At 65.2% G+C, this 18,662-nt stretch carries 17 protein-coding genes; 12 read left to right on the forward strand and 5 right to left on the reverse strand.

Going from position 1 to position 18,662, the window contains the following annotated elements; all coding sequences use genetic code 11:
• The first annotated feature begins 108 nt into the window (after positions 1-108).
• Genes eutB through argE form a run of 4 tightly spaced genes read left to right on the forward strand, consistent with a single transcriptional unit; the run spans position 109 to position 4,509 of the window.
• A complete protein-coding gene (gene eutB, locus ASD80_RS18005) occupies positions 109-1,128 on the forward strand; it encodes a hydroxyectoine utilization dehydratase EutB (RefSeq protein WP_056236085.1) in 1,020 nt (339 codons plus the stop codon).
• Positions 1,121-2,113 (forward strand): ectoine utilization protein EutC, encoded by a 993-nt coding sequence (gene eutC, locus ASD80_RS18010; RefSeq protein WP_056236089.1) that lies wholly within the window; start codon positions 1,121-1,123, stop codon positions 2,111-2,113. Before eutB ends, eutC begins: the two co-directional genes overlap by 8 nt.
• A gap of 23 nt (positions 2,114-2,136) precedes the next feature.
• Positions 2,137-3,321 carry an ectoine hydrolase DoeA gene (gene doeA, locus ASD80_RS18015; protein ID WP_056236092.1) on the forward strand — a complete coding sequence of 395 codons (1,185 nt, stop codon included), beginning with the start codon at positions 2,137-2,139 and terminating at the stop codon, positions 3,319-3,321.
• Between the two features lie 15 nt (positions 3,322-3,336).
• Positions 3,337-4,509: an acetylornithine deacetylase gene (gene argE, locus ASD80_RS18020; protein WP_211197743.1), complete on the forward strand. Its 1,173-nt coding sequence runs from the start codon at positions 3,337-3,339 to the stop codon at positions 4,507-4,509.
• A gap of 130 nt (positions 4,510-4,639) precedes the next feature.
• Here the strand turns inward: argE and ASD80_RS18025 are convergent, their stop codons facing one another.
• Complete coding sequence (locus tag ASD80_RS18025; protein WP_056236095.1) at positions 4,640-4,960, reverse strand: hypothetical protein; 321 nt, start codon at positions 4,958-4,960, stop codon at positions 4,640-4,642.
• A gap of 90 nt (positions 4,961-5,050) precedes the next feature.
• Here ASD80_RS18025 and ASD80_RS18030 point away from each other — a divergent pair, with 90 nt between their 5' ends.
• From ASD80_RS18030 to ASD80_RS18055, 6 genes are all read left to right on the forward strand, one after another.
• Positions 5,051-5,941 (forward strand): helix-turn-helix domain-containing protein, encoded by an 891-nt coding sequence (locus ASD80_RS18030; RefSeq protein WP_056236098.1) that lies wholly within the window; start codon positions 5,051-5,053, stop codon positions 5,939-5,941.
• 51 nt (positions 5,942-5,992) lie between these two features.
• Positions 5,993-6,865, forward strand: a complete 873-nt coding sequence (locus ASD80_RS18035) for a dihydroorotate dehydrogenase electron transfer subunit (protein WP_244489044.1) — start codon at positions 5,993-5,995, stop codon at positions 6,863-6,865.
• Positions 6,859-7,797 carry a dihydroorotate dehydrogenase gene (locus ASD80_RS18040; protein WP_056236103.1) on the forward strand — a complete coding sequence of 313 codons (939 nt, stop codon included), beginning with the start codon at positions 6,859-6,861 and terminating at the stop codon, positions 7,795-7,797. Before ASD80_RS18035 ends, ASD80_RS18040 begins: the two co-directional genes overlap by 7 nt.
• A complete protein-coding gene (locus ASD80_RS18045) occupies positions 7,794-9,059 on the forward strand; it encodes a hydantoinase/carbamoylase family amidase (RefSeq protein ID WP_056236105.1) in 1,266 nt (421 codons plus the stop codon). Before ASD80_RS18040 ends, ASD80_RS18045 begins: the two co-directional genes overlap by 4 nt.
• A 1-nt stretch (position 9,060) precedes the next feature.
• Positions 9,061-10,101, forward strand: coding sequence for a dihydroorotase (pyrC, locus tag ASD80_RS18050; protein ID WP_056236107.1), 1,041 nt, complete (start codon positions 9,061-9,063; stop codon positions 10,099-10,101).
• 105 nt (positions 10,102-10,206) lie between these two features.
• Positions 10,207-10,914, forward strand: a complete 708-nt coding sequence (locus ASD80_RS18055; RefSeq protein ID WP_200950355.1) for an orotate phosphoribosyltransferase — start codon at positions 10,207-10,209, stop codon at positions 10,912-10,914.
• Between the two features lie 57 nt (positions 10,915-10,971).
• Here the strand turns inward: ASD80_RS18055 and ASD80_RS18060 are convergent, their stop codons facing one another.
• From ASD80_RS18060 to pyrF, 4 genes are all read right to left on the reverse strand, one after another.
• Complete coding sequence (locus ASD80_RS18060; protein ID WP_056236110.1) at positions 10,972-12,255, reverse strand: TRAP transporter large permease; 1,284 nt, start codon at positions 12,253-12,255, stop codon at positions 10,972-10,974.
• Between the two features lie 3 nt (positions 12,256-12,258).
• Positions 12,259-12,765 carry a TRAP transporter small permease gene (locus ASD80_RS18065; protein WP_056236113.1) on the reverse strand — a complete coding sequence of 169 codons (507 nt, stop codon included), beginning with the start codon at positions 12,763-12,765 and terminating at the stop codon, positions 12,259-12,261.
• Between the two features lie 55 nt (positions 12,766-12,820).
• A complete protein-coding gene (locus tag ASD80_RS18070; RefSeq protein ID WP_056236116.1) occupies positions 12,821-13,837 on the reverse strand; it encodes a TRAP transporter substrate-binding protein in 1,017 nt (338 codons plus the stop codon).
• A 428-nt stretch (positions 13,838-14,265) separates the two neighbouring features.
• Positions 14,266-15,159, reverse strand: coding sequence for an orotidine-5'-phosphate decarboxylase (gene pyrF / locus ASD80_RS18075; protein ID WP_162247394.1), 894 nt, complete (start codon positions 15,157-15,159; stop codon positions 14,266-14,268).
• Positions 15,160-15,369: 210 nt separating this feature from the next.
• Between pyrF and ASD80_RS18080 the strand changes: the two genes are divergently transcribed.
• Together ASD80_RS18080 and ASD80_RS18085 are read left to right on the forward strand one after the other, a co-directional pair.
• A complete protein-coding gene (locus ASD80_RS18080) occupies positions 15,370-17,178 on the forward strand; it encodes a sensor histidine kinase (RefSeq protein WP_056236122.1) in 1,809 nt (602 codons plus the stop codon).
• Positions 17,175-18,509, forward strand: coding sequence for a sigma-54-dependent transcriptional regulator (locus ASD80_RS18085; protein WP_056236125.1), 1,335 nt, complete (start codon positions 17,175-17,177; stop codon positions 18,507-18,509). The genes ASD80_RS18080 and ASD80_RS18085 overlap by 4 nt, the downstream gene beginning before the upstream one ends.
• Positions 18,510-18,662: the final 153 nt, after the last annotated feature.

The raw sequence follows: 18,662 nt of genomic DNA on the forward strand, positions 1-18,662 counted from the left end.
GATCGGCTGCGCCTCTCCATCAGATTGGAAGGATCGACTATCTCGGACGTAGGCATAGTATTTGAGCGATTTGGGCCGCATCGGCAGCGCAATCGGCAAGGGGCGGACATGCCAGATCGAAACGCCGCGCGAGACACTGATATCGGGATTGTCGACGTGGCGGCGGCGCGGCAGCGCCTCGCCGGCCATGTGAGGCGCACGCCCATGATCGAGGCGCTGGCGCTGAGCACTCGCCACGGCGTTCCCGTGCGCCTCAAATGCGAACATCAACAGATCACCGGCAGCTTCAAGGCGCGGGGCGCGACCAATACGGTGCTGGGTCTTTCACAGGCGCAGCGCGAGGCGGGGGTGGCCGCCGCGTCCACCGGCAACCATGGCCGGGCTTTGGCCTACGCCGCCAAGGCGGCCGGCATACGCGCCGTGATCTGCATGTCCAGCCTTGTGCCCGCCAACAAGGTCGAGGCCGTCAGGGCGCTGGGCGCCGATGTTCGGATCGTGGGCGTCAGCCAGGACGATGCGCAACTGGAGGTCGATCGGCTGGTCCGCGACGAGGGCATGACCAATGTCGCGCCGTTCGACATGGCGGGGACCATTGCCGGGCAGGGGACGCTTGGGCTCGAAATGATCGAGGACGCGCCCGATACCGAAGCCCTGCTGGTGCCACTGTCGGGCGGCGGCCTGCTGGCCGGGGTGGCGCTGGCCGCGAAAGCCCTCAACCCGGCGGTGCGGGTGATCGGCGTGACGATGGAGCGGGGCGCGGCAATGTATGCCAGCCTCGCCAGCGGGAGACCGGTGGAGGTGACGGAGGTCCCCAGCCTGGCCGACTCGCTGGGCGGCGGCATCGGCCTCGACAACCGGTTCACCTTCTCCATGGTGCAGCGGCTGGTCGACGATGTCGTGCTGGTCAGCGAGGTGGAAATCGCCGAGGCGATCCGTCTGGCCTATATGGAGCTTGGCGAGGTCATCGAGGGGGCGGCCGCCGTCGGCATGGCCGCATTGGCGGCGGGCAGGATCGCCTTGCGCGGACCGGTCGGGATCGTGCTGAGCGGCCGCAATATCGACATGGCGCTGCATCGGCGGATCGTCATGGGCGAAAATCCGGACCTGGCGGGAGCCGGCCATGGCTGATGTCACCATCCTCACCGAAGCCGACCTGCGCGGGCTGGTGCCGCTCGACGCGGCGGCCGTTGCCTGCGTCGAGGATGCGTTCATGGCGCTGGCCACCAAGGCGGTGGTCATGCCGCCAATCCTGCGGCTGGACATGGTGGAAGCCAATGGCGAAGTCGATATCAAGACGGCCTATATTCCCGGCCTCGACAGCTTCGCCATCAAGATCAGTCCGGGATTCTTCGACAATCCCATGCTCGGCCTGCCATCGGTCAACGGCCTCATGGTGCTGCTCAGCGCCCGGACCGGCCTGCTCGAAGCCGCCCTGTTCGACAATGGCTATCTGACCGACATCCGCACGGCGGCGGCCGGAGCGGTGGCGGCCAACCACCTGGCGCGCCGGGACGCATCCTGCGCCGCCATCTTCGGCGCCGGCGTGCAGGCGCGGCTGCAGTTGCGGGCGCTGACACTGGTGCGGCCGATTTCGGAGGCCCGGATTTGGGCCCGCGACATTGCCAGAGCCACCGCTCTCGCCACGGACCTGTCGGTCGAACTCGGCTTTGCGGTGACGGCGATGGCCGATCCGCAGGCCGCAATCGCGGGCGCGGATATCGTCGTGACCACCACGCCATCGGCGAGTCCGATCATCGAGGCGGAATGGCTGGCGCCGGGCCAGCATCTGACGGCCATGGGCTCGGATGCCGAGCACAAGAACGAGATTGCCCCCGCGGTGCTGGCGCGCGTCGATCGCTATGTGCCTGACCGGCTGGCGCAGACCCGCGTGCTGGGCGAATTGCACCATGCTATCGCGGCTGGACTGGTGGCGGAAACCGCCGATTTCGCCGAGCTGGGCGCCGTTGTCGCGGGGCAGGCGCCCGGACGGGTGCGGGCGGACGAAATCACCATGGCGGACCTGACCGGGATGGGCGTGCAGGACACCGCCATTGCCACCCTGGCGCGCCAGCGGGCTCTGGCCGATGGCGCCGGGCAGATATTTTCAACCTGACTGCAGTTTTTCGGAGATCGTGATTGACCGAGACCTCGCCTGCCTTTGCCGCAACGGAATATGCGCAGCGCCTCGCCAAGGTTCGCCGCTCGATGAGCGCGGCGGCCATCGACGTCCTTGTTGTCACCGATCCATCCAATATGGGTTGGCTGACCGGCTATGACGGCTGGTCCTTCTATGTCCACCAAGCGGTGATCGTGCTGCCCGAGGGTGAGCCGCTATGGTTCGGGCGACCGCAGGACCAGGCCGGGGCTCGCCTGACGACGTTCCTCGACAAGGGCTCGATGTTTTCCTACCCCGATCACTACGTGCAAAATCCCGACATCCACCCCTATCAGGTGCTGGCCGGCGTGCTGCGCGACAAGGGGCACGGCGCCGCGCGGCTGGGCGTCGAGATGGACAATTACTATTTCTCGGCGAAATGCCTCGAAACGCTGCGCGCCGAGCTGCCCGATGCCAGGATCGGCGACGCGACTGCCCTGGTGAACTGGCAGCGCGCCGTCAAGTCGGAGGCTGAACTGGGCTATATGCGCCGCGCGGCACGGCTGGTCGAAATCATGCATGAGCGCATTCGCGCCGTGGCCGAGCCGGGCGTGCGCAAGTGCGACCTGATCGCGGAAATCTATGATGCCGGCCTGCGCGGAACCCCCGAATTCGGCGGCGACTACGCCGCCATCGTGCCACTGACGCCATCGGGCAAGGATGCGGCGGCGGCGCACCTGACCTGGGACGACCGGGTGCTGAAAGCCGGCGAGGGCACCTATTTCGAGATTGCCGGCTGCTATCGGCGCTATCATGCGCCACTGTCGCGGACGCTCTATCTGGGCGAGCCGCCGGCGGCCATGCGCAAGGCGCAGGATGCGGTGCTCGAAGGGCTGGCTGCGGGCCTGGCGGCAGCGCGGCCGGGCAATACCTGCGGCCAGGTTGCCGATGCCTTTTTCGGCGTACTGCGCCGGCATGGCGTCGAGAAATCCTCGCGTGCCGGCTACCCGGTGGGTATCTCCTATCCGCCCGACTGGGGCGAGCGCACCATGTCCATCCGGGCCGGCGACCCCTCGGTGCTCGAGGAGAACATGACGTTCCACTTCATGCCCGCCATCTGGACCGACGATTGGGGCTTCGAGACTTCGGAGACCATCCGCATCCGCGCCGGCGCCGATGCGGAATGCCTGGCCGACGTGTCGCGCGAACTCGTCATCAAACGCTGACCGGGAGGTCTGGTCTTGGCCCATGCCCTGCTCGACGACACGCTGGCGATCATGGCGAATCTCGTCGCCTTTCGCAGCGTGTCGCAAGACAGCAATCTCGAACTGATCGCCTATATCAACCAGCGGCTGGACCAGATCGGGGCGCGCACCACCCTGACGCTCGATCCCGACGGCACCAAGGCCAACCTGTTCGCGACGCTCGGCCCGCCGGACATGGATGGCGGCATCGTGCTGTCGGGACATACCGATGTGGTGCCCATCGAGGGCCAGGACTGGACCAGCGACCCGTTCCTGGCCGACCGGCGCGGCGACCGTATCTATGGTCGCGGCACCTGCGACATGAAGGGGTTCCTGGCCTGCGCCCTTGCCTTCGGGCCGCGCTTTGCCGCGGCCGATCTCAAGCGTCCCATCCACATGGCCTTCACCTACGACGAAGAGGTGGGATGTCTCGGGGCGCAGGTGATGCTGGACCAGTTGGCCAGCGTCGGGCGGAAGCCCGCGGTCTGCATTGTCGGGGAGCCTACCGACATGCAGATCATCGAGGGGCACAAGGGGTGCTGCGAATATACGACCAGCTTCACCGGGGCCGAGGGGCATGCCTCGCAGCCCGACCTTGGCGTGAACGCGGTCGAATATGCGGTGCGCTTCGTGACGCGGCTGCTCGAAATCGGGGAGGTGCTGAAGACGCGCGCCCCGGCGGAGTCGCGGTTCGATCCGCCGTGGTCGACCATCCAGGTCGGGCGGATGGCGGGCGGCATCGCGCGCAATGTCATTGCCGGCGCCTGTTCGGTGGATTGGGAACTGCGCCCGGTCTCGGCCGGCGACTTTGCCTATGCCCGCAGCCAGATCGAGGCCTATGTCGAAACCGACCTGCTGCCCAGGATGCGGCGTGTCTCGCCCGAGGCGGGCGTGATCACGCAGATCATCGGCGAGGTCGCTGGATTGGAGCCGATGAGCAATTCGGAAGCCGATGCGTTGGTGCGCAGCCTGACGGGTAACCGCAATCCGGCCACCTGCGTCTCCTTCGGAACCGAAGCGGGGCTGTTTCAGCAGCACGGCATTTCGACGGTTATCTGCGGCCCAGGATCCATCGCGCAGGCGCACAAGCCGGACGAATATATCGAGTTGTCGCAGATGGATGCGTGCCTCGACATGCTGGACCGGCTGGGCGGGCACCTGGCGGGCTAGCGCTGACGGCCGGGGCGGATCGTCTCAATAGTGAGACGATCCGGACGAATGTATTCCAGCTGTTGGGCGCATGCCTGACCGGCGTAGGGGCGTGAAGCCCACGGCGCATGCGGCACGGGACCAGGCGGGCTTAGCTAAGCTGTTGAGCCGTCAGGTCGAGCGTGGCGATTTCATTGAGAAAACGCAGCTGCAGATTGGCGTCCTTGTTGGCCAGGTCGCTGGCGCGCCGCAGCAGGACTGCAAATTCCTGGAGTGCGGCCGTCGCGGTGTCGACGGGAAGAGGTTCGCCGTCGTAACGATTGCTGAAGCGTTGCGCGACCATGCCCAACAGGATGTAGAGCGAGCCGTTGGCCTGATCTTTCTGCGCCAGATAGGCAGATTTCTTCTGAAATTCGATATAGGTTCGAACCCCGCCGCTTTGGCTTTCAAGCCAGGAACACAGCTGCTCCATGAACCACTCTCCCTGCTGCGTCAGCAATGGACACAAGATGATCAAAGGTCGACAATATCAAAAATTAGACGAAATTCCAAGGGTGGCGGAATGAACATTCAGTATGAGGAGGTCGGCCAGCGCCTGCGGGCCTATCGGCTGGGCAAGGAACTGAGTGCGGAGGATGTTGCCGAGCGCCTGGGTATTTCACGGGCCGCGGTGTACCGGCTGGAAAAGGGCGAGATCGTCAAAATCCAAATTCTGGGCGCTCTCTCGACCCTGCTGGGCGTGTCGCTGCCATCGCTGCTGGGGGTGGGGGTCGAATATTACAACAACGCCATCGCCTTCTTCGAACGCATGCGGCAGCTCGAGGAGAACGCGGTGCAGGTGCTGGGCAATTTCTCGCCGGTGTCGTCGCTGCTGCTGTCCGAGGACTATATGGCGCATTTGCGCACCATGCTGGTCGAGGCCATTCCCGACGGGGCGCCGGACCGGGCCCGGCAGGTGGATTTCGTCGGCAAGATCATCGACCTGCTGGAGGAGCGCCGCTCCACCGCGACGCGTCGTGGCGTGCCGGTAGTGAGTATCGTGGGGTCGCAGGACCTGGAGCGATTTCTGCGACTCGGGCTGATCGGCCGGTTCGACCTGCCGCCGGACGTGCAGCGGGAGCGGCGGGCGGCCGCCCGGCGGGAACTGGAAATGCTGTACCAGACCATGCTGCGCCAGCCCATCGGCGTGCAGGTCGGCATCGTCGACGGGCAGCCGCCGACCCAGACCTTCCAGGTCTATGACCGGCAGGACACTTCGGCGGTCACCCTTAGTCCCTATCGCCTGGGCGACCAGCCCAATGTGTCCTCGGGCATAGCGCTGGTCACATCGGCCCCGGAGGCCGTGAGCTATTTCAAGGACACCCTGACGCAGCAGTGGGAGACGGCGCATAAGGGGTCGGATGGCGCCCAGATGCTGCGCAATATCCTGGACAGCACGGTCGAGCCGGGCTGACAAACGCCAGGCGGATTGACAAAGGTCTTGCCTTCTGGGATCGTCTCAAAAATGAGACAGATTGCGATGACTGCGGCCGGAGCAATGGCCGCCAATACTGCCGGCAGCGTCCTGAGGCTTCCCGGCAGCGGCGTGGACGATGTTCGTGCGCAGGTCCTCTCCAACGAGAGGGTCAACGATACCTACAACCTGCTGGTGGTCGCAGCGCCGGGGCCAGCCAGCCGTGCCGTGGCCGGACAATTCTTTCACCTGCAATGCCCGACGACCGACAGGGATGCGCCCTATCTGCGGCGGCCGATGAGCACCTATCGCGCCGAACCGCAGAGCGGCGTCGTCGAGTTCCTCTACAAGGTCAATGGGGCCGGTACGCGCGGTCTCGCCAGCCTGGAGGCCGGGGATTATCTCTCGATGCTGGGGCCGCTTGGCGTCGGCTTCGCGCTGGAGCCGGACTGGCGCCATATCGTGGTGCTGGGGCGCGGCGTGGGCCTGGCGACCCTGGCGCCGCTGGCCGAAATGGCGGCCGCGCGGAATATCGGCGTTACCGCCGTGATCAGCGCGCGCGACCAGGACCAGGTGTTGTCGGTGCCGCGTTTCGCGGATATCGGCGCACATGTCGAGATCGTGCTGGACAGCGATGGCAGCAGCAGCGTCGACAATGTCGAGCGCCTGCTGCGGCGCTGCCATGCGGAGGGTCATGCCGACGCTTTCTTTACCTGCGGCTCCAACCGGCTGATGCTGCTGATGCAGCGCCTCGGCGACGAGCTGGGTATTGCCGGGCAGGTGGCCATGGAGCAGCAGATGGCCTGTGGCCTGGGCATGTGCCATTGCTGTGTCCGCGACTTCCGGGTGGCGGGTGAAACGGTGAGCCGGCGCGTCTGCTGGGACGGGCCGGTCTTCGCATTGGCCGAGGCCACGTCATGGTAGATATGGGCGTGCAGATCGGCGGGCTGGCGCTGGCCAATCCGGTGATGCCGGCTTCGGGCACGTTTGCCGAGGGGCTGGCGGATGTGGTGGATTTCAACCGGCTGGGGGCGATGGTGACCAAGACCATCACGGCCGAGCTGCGCAGCGGCAACCGGGTGCCACGCGTCGCCGAGATCAGCAATGGGCTGCTCAACTCCATCGGCATTCCCTCCAAGGGGCTGGACTATTTCCTTAGCGAAACGCTGCCATTCTATCGGCAATTCGAGAGCCCGTTGGTGGTGTCGATTTCGGCACCGACGGCTGATGCCTTTGCCGAACTGGCCGGCCGGCTCCAATTGCCGGGAATAGCGGCGATCGAGGCCAATATCTCCTGTCCCAATATCGAGGAGGACGGGCATGCCTTCGCCATGTCGGCATCCTCGACGAGCCAGGTGATGCGCAAGCTGCGCGCGGCGAGCAGCCTGCCGCTCTGGGCCAAGCTGACGCCCAATACCGGCGACGTGGTAGCGGTGGCGCGGGCGGCCGAGGATGCCGGCGCCGATGCGCTGGTCGTGGCCAATACGATCCTGGCCATGTCGATCGATACCGAAACGCGGCGGCCGACGCTGGGCAATATCATGGGCGGATTGTCGGGACCGGCGGTCAAGCCGATCATTGTCCGCATGACCTATCAATGCGCCCGCGCCGTCACGATTCCGGTCATCGGCTGCGGCGGGATCGCAGACGCGAATGACGCGGTGGAATTCATGCTGGCGGGTGCCAGCGCGGTGCAGGTGGGCACGGCGACCTTCGTGCAGCCACATGCCATGACCCAGGTGATCGACGGCCTGGCGGCCTATTGCGCGCGAAAGGGGGTCGACCGCGTCGCCGACCTGACCGGCGCCGTCAGCGATGCGGGGCTGCGGCTCGGCGATAGCGAAATCCTGCCATGACAGCGGCTCCGGTACTCGACAGCGAAGCGCTGGCCACGCAGCTTTTCGACCGCCTGGCGGCCGTCACCGGCGATGGCGTCGGCATTACGCGAGAATGCTATGGCGAAGGCGAGGATGCGGCTTTGGCCATTTTCCGGGAGGCGGCCGAAGACCTGGGGCTGGTGGTGGAGGCGGACAGTGTCGCCAACCTGATCGTGCGGCTGCCCGAGGATGATGGCACGGTGCCGGCCCACTATATCGGCAGCCATGCCGACTCGGTACCGCAGGGTGGCAATTTCGACGGGGCGGCGGGGATCATTGCCGGGCTGCTGTGCCTGGCGCGCATCCGCCAATCGGGCCGGACACTGACCCAGCCGGTGCGCGTCATCATGCTGCGCGGCGAGGAGAGCGCGTTTTACGGGCGGGCCAATATCGGTTCGCGCGTGCTGTTCGGGCTGCTCGATCCGTCGGATCTTGAGGCGCGCTCGCGCGGCAAGGGCCGCACGCTGGGCGAGGCGATGGAAGCCACGGGCATCGACCTTGGGCCGATCCGCGAGGGGGAAGTGCTGTTCGATGCCAAGGGGGCGCTGAGCTATCTTGAACTGCATATCGAGCAGGGACCGGTGATGGTGGCGCGGGACCTGCCGACCAGCGTGGTGAGCGGGATTCGCGGCAATATCCGGCATCGCAAGGTGGTGTGCCGGGGCGAAGCAGGCCATTCGGGCGCCATTCCGCGCTGGCTGCGCAAGGATCCAGTATTCGCCTTTGCCGAACTGATCGGCCGGCTGGACGAGCATTGGCGCACGCTGCTGGAGCGCGGGCTGGACCTGGTCGTCACCAGCGGGGTGGTCAGCACCGACGCGGCCGACCATGCCATCAGCCGGATTCCGGGCGAGATCGGCTTCAGCTTCGAAATTCGCAGCCAGAGCCGGGACACGTTGGAGGCGTTCTATGAACTGTTCCGCAGCGAGTGCCGCGCCGTGGCGGCGCAGAGGGGCGTGCGGTTTGAGTTCGACGAGCGGGTGGTCGCCGAACCGGCGCGGATGGATGACGGGATCATCGCCCGGCTGAGCGAGATGACCGAGCGCTGCGGGCTGCCGCTGGAGGTGCTGCCCAGCGGCGCGGGACACGATGCAGCGGTATTCGCCAATGCCGGGGTGCCGTCGGGCATGATTTTCGTGCGTAATCGCAACGGATCGCATAATCCTGATGAAGCCATGGAAATTGCCGACTTCCTCAAGGGAGTCGATGTGCTGCATGGGCTGGTTACCGCTGGAAACTGACATGACCTCACTTACGATCCGCCGCCCCGTCGACCTGCATGTGCATTTTCGCGACGGGGCCGTGCTGCGGCAGGTGGTGCCCTATACGGCGCGGCAGTTTGCCCGGGCCATCGTCATGCCCAACCTGGTGCCACCGGTCACCACGGCGAAAATGGCCGCGGACTATCGCAGCCGCATCCTGGCGGCGGTGCCGGAGGGGCAGGATTTCGTGCCGATGATGACCTGCTACTTGACCGACCATACCGATCCTGCCGATCTGGTGGCCGGATATCGGGACGGCATCTTCGTGGCGGCAAAGCTCTATCCGGCACATGCCACGACCAATGCGCAGCACGGGGTCAGTTCGATCGACAGGCTCGACCCGGTCTTCGCGGCGATGAGCGAGCATGGCATCCCGCTGCTGACGCATGGCGAGCTGGTGGGGCCGCATGTGGATATCTTCGACCGCGAAAAGCTGTTCATCGACCAGGTGCTGATCCCGGTGCTGGAGCGGTTTCCACAATTGCGGCTGGTGATGGAGCACATCACCACCCAGGAGGGCGCCGAATTCGTTGCCAGCCGTGGCGCCAATGTCGCGGCAACGATCACGCCTCAGCATCTGCTCTACAACCGCAATGCGCTGTTCGAGGGTGGGTTGCGGCCGCATCTTTATTGCCTGCCGGTGCTGAAGCGGGCGCGCCACCAGGTGGCTTTGCGCGCGGCGGCGACCAGCGGGTCGGCGCATTATTTCCTCGGTACGGACACGGCGCCGCATGTGAAACGGCTGAAGGAAGCCGATTGCGGCTGCGCGGGCGTGTTCAGCGCGCCGGTGGCGGTGGAAGCCTATCTGAAGGTGTTCGACGAGGATGGTGCGCTCGACCGCTTCGAGGCTTTCGCCTCGCTCAACGGCCCGGCCTTCTATGGTTTCGCTCCGAGCGAGACCCGCGTGACGTATAGCAAGGCGCCGCATGTGGTCGAGGCGTCCATTGCTGTCGAAAACGACGAAATAATCCCGCTCTTCGGCGGCACTTCCGTTGACTGGACTTTGCAGCAGCAGCTATAGCGAGGCGGTTGCACTCAAACTCGAACCAGTTGCACCGCGGCGTTAGCGTCCGACGGCTGGTCCTTGGCGCGACCTGTTGTGGCCCCCATGATGAGGATACCTACAGTGAGCACATTACGCCTGAGCGGAGAGAAGAAGGCAATCGCGCGCCAGACCGCCCGCATGATGCTGGAAATCAACGCGGTTCATTTCAACGCGAGCCAGCCATTCGTTTTCACCTCCGGCTGGGCGAGCCCGGTCTATGTCGACTGCCGCAAGCTGATTTCCTATCCCCGGCTGCGGTCGGCCCTGATGGACATGGCGGCCCAGACCATCACGGCGGAAATCGGCTTCGAATCGATCGACGTGATTACCGGTGGCGAGACAGCCGGCATTCCCTTCGCGGCCTGGATCGCCGACAAGCTGATGCTGCCGATGCAGTATGTGCGCAAGAAGGCCAAGGGCTTCGGCCGCAATGCCCAGATTGAAGGCGAAGTGGTGGCCGATGCGCGCACGCTGCTGGTCGAGGACCTGGCGACGGACGGCCGGTCCAAGGTGATGTTCGCCGATGCGCTGCGGCGGGCAGGTGCCAAGGTCGATCACTGCTTCGTGGTGTTCTACTACGACATCTTTCCCAATAGTGCCGAGCTGATGAAGGAGCTCGGCGTCGAGCTGCACTACCTGGCGACCTGGTGGGATGTGCTGGAAGTGGCGCGCGAGATGCAGCACTTCGACAAGAATACGCTCGATGAAGTCGAGAGCTTCCTGAACAATCCAGCGGCCTGGTCGTCGGCCCATGGCGGGATCGCCGAATTCGCGCCGACCGCTTCCTGAGACGGGGGCACAGGCAAAGAGGCGGCCCAGCGGCCGCCTCTTTTTTGTCTGGTTCGGCTATGGTGCCAGCAGGCGCGGCAGGAACATCGACAGGTCGGGCACGTAGGTCACCACCACCAGTGTCAGCAGGTTGACCACGATGAACGGAGTGACGCCGCTGATGATCTTGGCGACGGACTCGTTCAGCGTCGAGGACGCCACGAAGATGTCGAGGCCGAAGGGCGGCGTAATCATGCCGATACAGGTATTGAGGCAGACGATGATGCCGAAATGGATCGGGTCGATGCCGAAGCTGACGGCAACGGGGTAGAGCGCCGGCACCAAGATCAGCAGGGTCGAGTTGGGATCGATGAACATGCCGGCCACCAGGAACAGCAGGTTGACGATCAAGAGGAAGACGATCCAGTTGGCCTCGATGCTCTCCATGAAGCCGATCACCATGTTGGGCACCTGCGCCAGCGTGATGAAGTAGGCGACAAGGCTGCCCACGGCCAACAGCACGAAGATGGACGCGGTGGTGATCGCGGCACTGGTGGCTATGCGGGCCACATCGGGAAACTTCATCTCGCGATAGACCAGCAATTCGATCAGCAGGGCGTAGACGACGCTGGCGGCAGCCGCCTCGGTGGGCGTGAAAAAGCCAGAATAGATGCCCCCCAGCAGCACAACGGGCAATCCCAGCGCCCACATGCCTTTGCGCACCGCATGCCATCGTTCGCGGAAGGGCAGCCGCGCGGTGCCGCCGAGGCCGTGGCGGCGGGCATAGATCAGCACATAGACCGCGAAGGCCGCCGACAGGAAGAGCCCGATGACAAGGCCGGCGGCGAACAGGGCCGCCACCGATGTACCGGTGAGCCAGGCATAGATGATCAGCGTGATGGAGGGGGGGATGAGCAGGGCGACTTCGGCCGAGGAGATGAGGAGGCCCAGCGAGAACTTGTCGCTGTAGCCCTGTTCGCGCATCTGCGGATAGAGAATGCGGCCCAAAGCGGCCACCGTGGCGGGAGCCGAACCCGAGACCGAGCCGAAAGCGGCGGAGGCGGCCACCATGCTGAGGCCAAGGCCGCCGGCGTGATGCCCGAGAAAAGCCTTGACCACATTGGTCAACTGGCGGGCGATATTGCCGCGCGCCATGATCTCGGCAGCCAGGATGAAGAATGGAATGGCCATGAGAGTGGAGTGGTTGATGCCCCCCACCAGCTTCTGGCCATAGAGCACTTCGGGCACGGCCGAATAGAAAATTTCCTTGGTGAGGATGCCGGGCAGGCCGAGCACCAGCAACATTTCGAATCCGAGGAACAGCAGCGCCAGAGCACCGATAAACAAGGCAATGACAATCATGGCTCAGACGGCCCCTTCGTGGGTGCTGTTTGACCAGCGATCGATGACGCCGGCAAGGCTCAGCGCGTAGCGGAGCGCCAACAGGGCAAAGCCCGCCGGGAGCGCCAGATAGAGATAGGCGGTGGAAATACCCAGCGTCGGGCTGCGTTGCCCGGTATTGGCGATGATCATGGTCATCTCGATACCTACCCAGGTGATGTAGAGGCTGAAGAGCAAACCCGTGAGGTCGATGATCTTGCGCAGCACGAACTGCACGCGCGAGGGCATCATTTCGAGGTAGCTGGTCATGGCAATCTGCCGGCCGCGCTCAAGGGCAATGCCGAGGGCCAGGAAAACCAGCCAGACCATCAAATAACGGGTGGCCTCGTCGACCCAGACGACATAGCGCGCGTAGGGCGGGGCGATTTCCCGGACGGCGATGGACCCGCTATACATCAGCACCATGACCAGCATCACGCCGGCAAGCAGCGTGTGTTCAAGCGAGCGTAGGAAGCGCAGCAAAGCAGCCATTCATGGTCCATTCCAAATGTGTCGGCGCCTCGCGGGAGGCGCCGACCGTGGTCGATTACTGGCCGACGATCTCGGCATATTGAGCTTCGTAGACGTCCACGATGGTCTTGCCGGCATCGCCAGCACCGGCCAGGTAGGCGTCGCGGGCAGGACCATACATCACTTCGCGGAAGGCGGCACGCTGGGCGTCGTCGAGTTCGACGATATCGATGCCGCTCTGCTTGATGGTTTCGAGAGCGGTCGCCTGGGCGGCTTCCTTGATCTGTTCGACCTGCGGGCGGACTTCGTCAAACGCCGCGACGATGATGTCCTGGTATTCGGCCGGCAGGGAATTCCACCAGCCGGGGTTGAACAGGACCACGTCCTCATTGGCACCGTGCTCGGAGATCAGCAGATGCTGCTGCACTTCCTGATACTTCATGGTGGCGATGGTATCGAGCGCGTTTTCCTGGCCGTCGACAACGCCGGTCTGCAGGGCGGTGTAGAGTTCACCGAAGGGCAGGGCGATGGCCGAGGCGCCCACCGCGTTGAACTGCTCGATCAACACGGCCGAGTCCATGACCCGGAAGCGCTGGCCGGCGAAATCCTCGACATTGGCGATCTCGTTGTTCGAGGTCATGGCCTTGCGCCCGTTGGGCCACAGGGCCACGGCGTGGAAGCCGAGCGGCTCGAAGCTGGCCAGCACGGCATCGCCGAAGGCACCGCCGCGCAGGGCCGCGGCCTTTTCACGATCCGACGGATAGAGGAAGGGGACGTCGAGAATGGAGACGGCGGGGTTGAAGCCAGCAAGGAATGCCGCCGGCGAGACGGTGCCCTCGATGAGGCCGAGCTGGACGCCTTCGTTCATTTCGCGAGCCTGACCCAACTGGCCGGCCGGGAAGAGTTCGAACGCCACGGCACCGCCAGTGCGCTCCTTGACCAGGTCGGCGACCATGACGAGGCCGGCATGGCGCGGCTGCTGGTCGGATTCCAGGTGCCCGATGCGGGCGGTAAATTCCTGGGCTGCCAGCGGCGTCGTGCCCAGAGCAAGGGCGACGCCGAAAATGGCAAAGGCGAGTCTGTTGACAGTCATAACGTCCTCCGAGGGGTAACTTTCATGCGAACCGATGCCGAGTAAACGTGCCCTGTCGGGATGGAGTCAAGGATTAATCTAAAAAAATAGACAGAACGCAAAACTGGCTAAGGTTTAGGCGATCGAGTGGGTAGCGGGGCAGCAGTTCGCCCGCGAAAGGGGCATTCGTACTGCAGCCGCGTTGGCACAGGTGCTTCCCGACTCGCGTGGTCGGAGCAGCCAAGTGCCGTTGCAGGCCAGAGCAGGCTGGTGAATCACGGGATGACTATAAATCGAGACTCGTCGCAGGCCACTCGGGCGGCGGCCGCGTGACCTGCTGGCCGGCTTAATAGCCGGTCCTGGTCATCACGGCTCATAGATGCGCCGGCTATCGTATCAATTTTTGGACTGATGCCCTTTGCCGAGTGGCGCGCGATAGTCGCGGCTGGTCAGGCGAGCCGCATTATCCGGCGCGCATCCTCGACGTGGCGTTCCAGTGCGCCACGAAACGCCTGCGGGTTTTTGCCGAGCGACAGAATCGAGCGGGAGGCGGACGGAACGGCGCGATTGACGGCGTCACCAAACTGGGCGGCGACATCGGCGAAAGTAGCGCCTTGTGCCCCGAGGCCGGGAACGAGGAAGAGCGAGGTCGGCAGGGCGGCAATGGTCTGTGCGGCGCCGGCACCAAGCGTGGCCCCCACCACGGCACCGACCGGGCCATTGCCGAATCGGTCGAGGCGGTGCTGGTTGAAGGCGGAAATCTGAACGGCCAGATGGTCGGCAATGGTCTTGCCGTTTATCAGCGCGTCCTGCAGTTCGGCCGCTTCGGGATTGGAAGAGCGCACGACGACGAAGACGCCGGTGCCGCTATCGGCAGCGCGTTCGAGAAAGCCGGTATAGGCGCCCAGGCCCAGATAGGGGCTGATGGTGACGGCGTCGCAAGCAAAGGGGGCGTCGTCGCCAAGCCAGGCCTGGCCATAGGCATCCATGGTGGAGCCGACGTCACCGCGCTTGGCATCGGCAATGACCAGCAGGCCCGCGGCGCGCGCATCGCGCATGAATGACTGCAGCGTTTCCATGCCGGCGGGACCGAACGCCTCGAAGAAGGCGACCTGCGGCTTGACGACGGCAACATGCTCACGGGCGCATGCGAGAACCTCGTCGCAGAACCGGCGCAACCCGTCGATATCGGCATCGAGACCCCAGCCGGCGAGCACTTCGCGCGATGGATCCACACCCAGGCAGAACGGTGACAGATCGCGCGATGCTGTCGCGAAACGCGTCCAGAACGGCATGGATACCGGAGAGGAGACGGAAGCGTTTGCAGTTGTCTCGTAATTCATGACCGGGATCAAAATTAGAACGGGTTGGACATCTGTCCAAAAATTTATACTGCACTTGGTGGCCTGTCCATCCGAAATGTCTCTTGAGGCGACATGGCGTGCCGCGGCGAGCTTGACTCTCCCCTGCCATTGCATGGCGGGCGGAACTGGGCTCAACTTGGCGGGCGAGCATCGCCGGAGCGAACCGGCGGGCCGGGAGGATATGCCGGGTTGCAATCGATCCAACGCCGTCGCGTCTGGCTGGGGCTGGTGGCCGTTTTCGTGGTCGCCGGCGTTGCGCTGGGTTGCTGGCGACTGGCCTATCTGCGGCAGTTCGGCGAGGTGGAACGGCAGGTGCAGGACCGCCTCACCATCAACCTGCGCTCGGTCGAGAGCGAAATCGAACGCTTCCGCTACCTGCCGGGCGTCATCGGACAGGACGGGCGCGTGGTGGCGGCACTGCAGCAGCCGGGATCGATGACATCGTCAGGCGCCGCCAACGGCTATCTGCAGGCTGTCAGAGGCATGTCGGGGGCGGACGAGCTTTACGTCCTCAATCTTGCCGGGCAGACCATCGCTGCCAGCAACTGGGATGAGCCCGGCAGCTTCGTGGGCCACAATTATGCGTTCCGGCCGTATTTCCTCGATGCCATGGCGACGGGCAGCGGCCGCTTTTATGCGGTGGGCGTAACGACAGGCAAGCCGGGCTATTTCCTGTCGGGTCGGGTGGATATCGGCGGCGAGCCCATCGGCGTCGTGGTCGCCAAGGTCGATATGGGGCCGTTGGCCATGACCTGGGCAGCAGCAGGCGAAATGAGTGCGGTCGCGGATCGCGACGGGATCGTGTTTCTCTCCGGCGATCCGCGCTGGAACTACCGGCCATTGCAGACGCTGGCGGGCGATACGATCGAATTGCTGCAAGCGGAACGGCGCTATGACGGCATAGACATCGCCGCCGCGGCGCCGTTGGCTCCGGCCGAGGCGGCGGCGGGGAGTCTGCTTATCAATCTGCCCGACGACACTTATCTATTGGGCCGGCGCGCCATCGAGCCGGATGGCTGGCAATTGCTGTCGGCATTGCCGCTGGAGCCGGTGGAGCGTGAAGCCCGGCTGGTAGGCGGCCTGGCTGCGCTCATCGCCATATTGGGGCTGGGCGCGCTGGTCTTTGCCAACCAGCGCCGGCAGATCGTCCGGCTGAAGCTGGAACAGAATGTCATCCTGGAGCGGCGGGTTGCCGAACGCACCCAGGCGCTGGCCCACGAGGTGGAGGAGCGGCGGCGCACCGAGGCCGAGCTGCGGGCGACGCAGGAAAATCTCATCCATGCCGCCAAGCTGGCGGCGCTTGGCCGCATGTCGGCGGCCATCGTGCATGAAGTGAGCCAGCCGCTCTCGGCCCTCGACAATACGCTGGCGGCGGCGGACCTGCATGCCCAGCGCGATGCGCCGGCCGAAGTTCACCGCAATCTCGGCAATGCCCGCAACCTGCTGCGCCGCATGCAGCGCACGGTCAAGCACCTGCGCACCTTCTCCTCGCGCCGCGAGCCGGGGCCGCCCGAGGCGGTCAATATCGCCACGGTGCTTGAAGCGGCGCTCGATATCGTCGCGCCACAGGCGCGGGACGGGGCGGTGCGCGTGGAAAAGGCGCTGGGACCCGAGCTGCCGCGTGTGGCCGGCAATGCGGTGCGGCTGGAGCAGGTGTTCATCAACCTCGTGCTCAACGCCATAGAGGCGACGGCCGAGGCCGAGAATCGGGAGGTCCGGGTCACGGCCCGGAGCGACGAACGGGGGGTGTCGGTGGAGATTGCCGATACCGGCCCCGGCATTCCCCAAACGGTTCGGGAACGCCTGTTCGAGCCGTTCTTCACCACCAAGAGCACCGGAGAGAGCCTGGGGCTGGGCCTCTCCATATCCCGAACGCTGGTCGAGGAATTCGGCGGCGCGCTGCGTTTCGATGTGCGACCGGGTGGGGGCACGCTGGTCAGCGTGGTGCTGCCGCTCTATCAGGCCGAACCGGTGCGCAAGAGGCTGGCGCCGGCATGAGCAGGGGAAGCATCGTATTCATCGACGACGAGGCCGAGCTTTGCGCCGCGGCGGAGGAATGGCTGGGTGTTTCCGGCTTCAGTGTCTCCAGCTTCACCGCGCCACAGAGGGCGCTGGAACGGGTGGAGCCGGCCGACATAGACTGCGTGGTCACCGACGTCCGCATGCCGGGGCTGGGGGGTATCGAGGTGCTCGACCACTATCGCGCGGTGGCGCCGGACCTGCCGGTCGTCCTGCTCACCGGCCATGGCGATGTGGCCCTTGCCGTCGATGCGATGCGGAGCGGCGCCCATGACTTCATCGAAAAGCCCTATGATGCCGAGCATCTGGTGGCGATCCTCGACCGGGCCACCGAGCGCCGGAGGCTCGGACGCGAGCTTGCCCGGCTGCGCCAGGCCGCAGGGGGCGTCGAGATCGAGGATCGGCTGGTCGGACTGGCGCCGGCCATGGTTGCGCTGCGCCGGTCCATCCTGCAACTGGCCAATATCGACGTGGACGTGCTGGTGAACGGAGAAACCGGCACCGGCAAGGAGGTTGTGGCCCGCGCGCTGCATGATTTCGGCGGTCGCGCCAAGGGGCAGTTCGTGGCCATCAACTGCGCCGCCATTCCCGAGACGGTGTTCGAGAGCGAGATGTTCGGCCATGCCCGCGGAGCCTTTACCGGAGCCGCGGGCGAGCGCATCGGCAAGCTCGAATATGCCAAGGGCGGCACCGTGTTTCTCGACGAGATCGAGTCGATGCCGCTATCGCTACAGGCCAAGGTGCTGCGGGCCATCCAGGAGCGAAGCGTCGAGCCGCTGGGGACCAATATGTCCCGGCCCATCGACGTGCGCTTCATTGCTGCCAGCAAGGCAGACCTCAAGGCCGAAAGCGAGGCAGGCCGTTTTCGGCCGGACCTCTATTTCCGGCTCGCCACGGTGGAACTGGCCGTGCCGCCGCTGCGCCAGCGCCGCGAAGACGTGGCGCTGCTGTTCAACCTGTTCGCCGCCGATGCGGCACGGCGGTTCCGCCTGCCCGATACGGGCACTTACTGCCTGCCGCCGGGGCTCGAAACGTCGGACTGGCGGGGCAATGTACGCGAACTCAGGGCGCTGGCCGAGCGGACGGTGCTGGGCATGGTGCAGCGCGGCATGGGTCCGAGCGACGGGGGGGCAGGCGGCAGCCTTGCCGATCGTGTCGCCCGCTTCGAGGCCGCGGCCATCGAGCAGGCGCTGCGCGCGGCCAATGGCTCCACGGCCGATGCCGCCGAACGGCTCGGGCTGGCGCGTCGCACGCTCAACGAGAAGATTGCGCGCTATGGCCTGAGGGTGCCGGGCGCGAGCGTGCGCTAGCTGGCGGATTTCCGCCAGGGCAGGGGATCGCCTGGCGGATCGGCGCTCGGGCTGGCCGCGCGCAGCATTCAAAAGGCCCGATTTGCTGGCTTCTCCCGATTGGCATGCCCTTTGCAATGTGGCGGGCAGTCCCTGCGCGTGGAGGCGTCGGGG

It is taken from the genome of Devosia sp. Root635 (genome assembly GCF_001427605.1).
GTDB lineage: Bacteria > Pseudomonadota > Alphaproteobacteria > Rhizobiales > Devosiaceae > Devosia.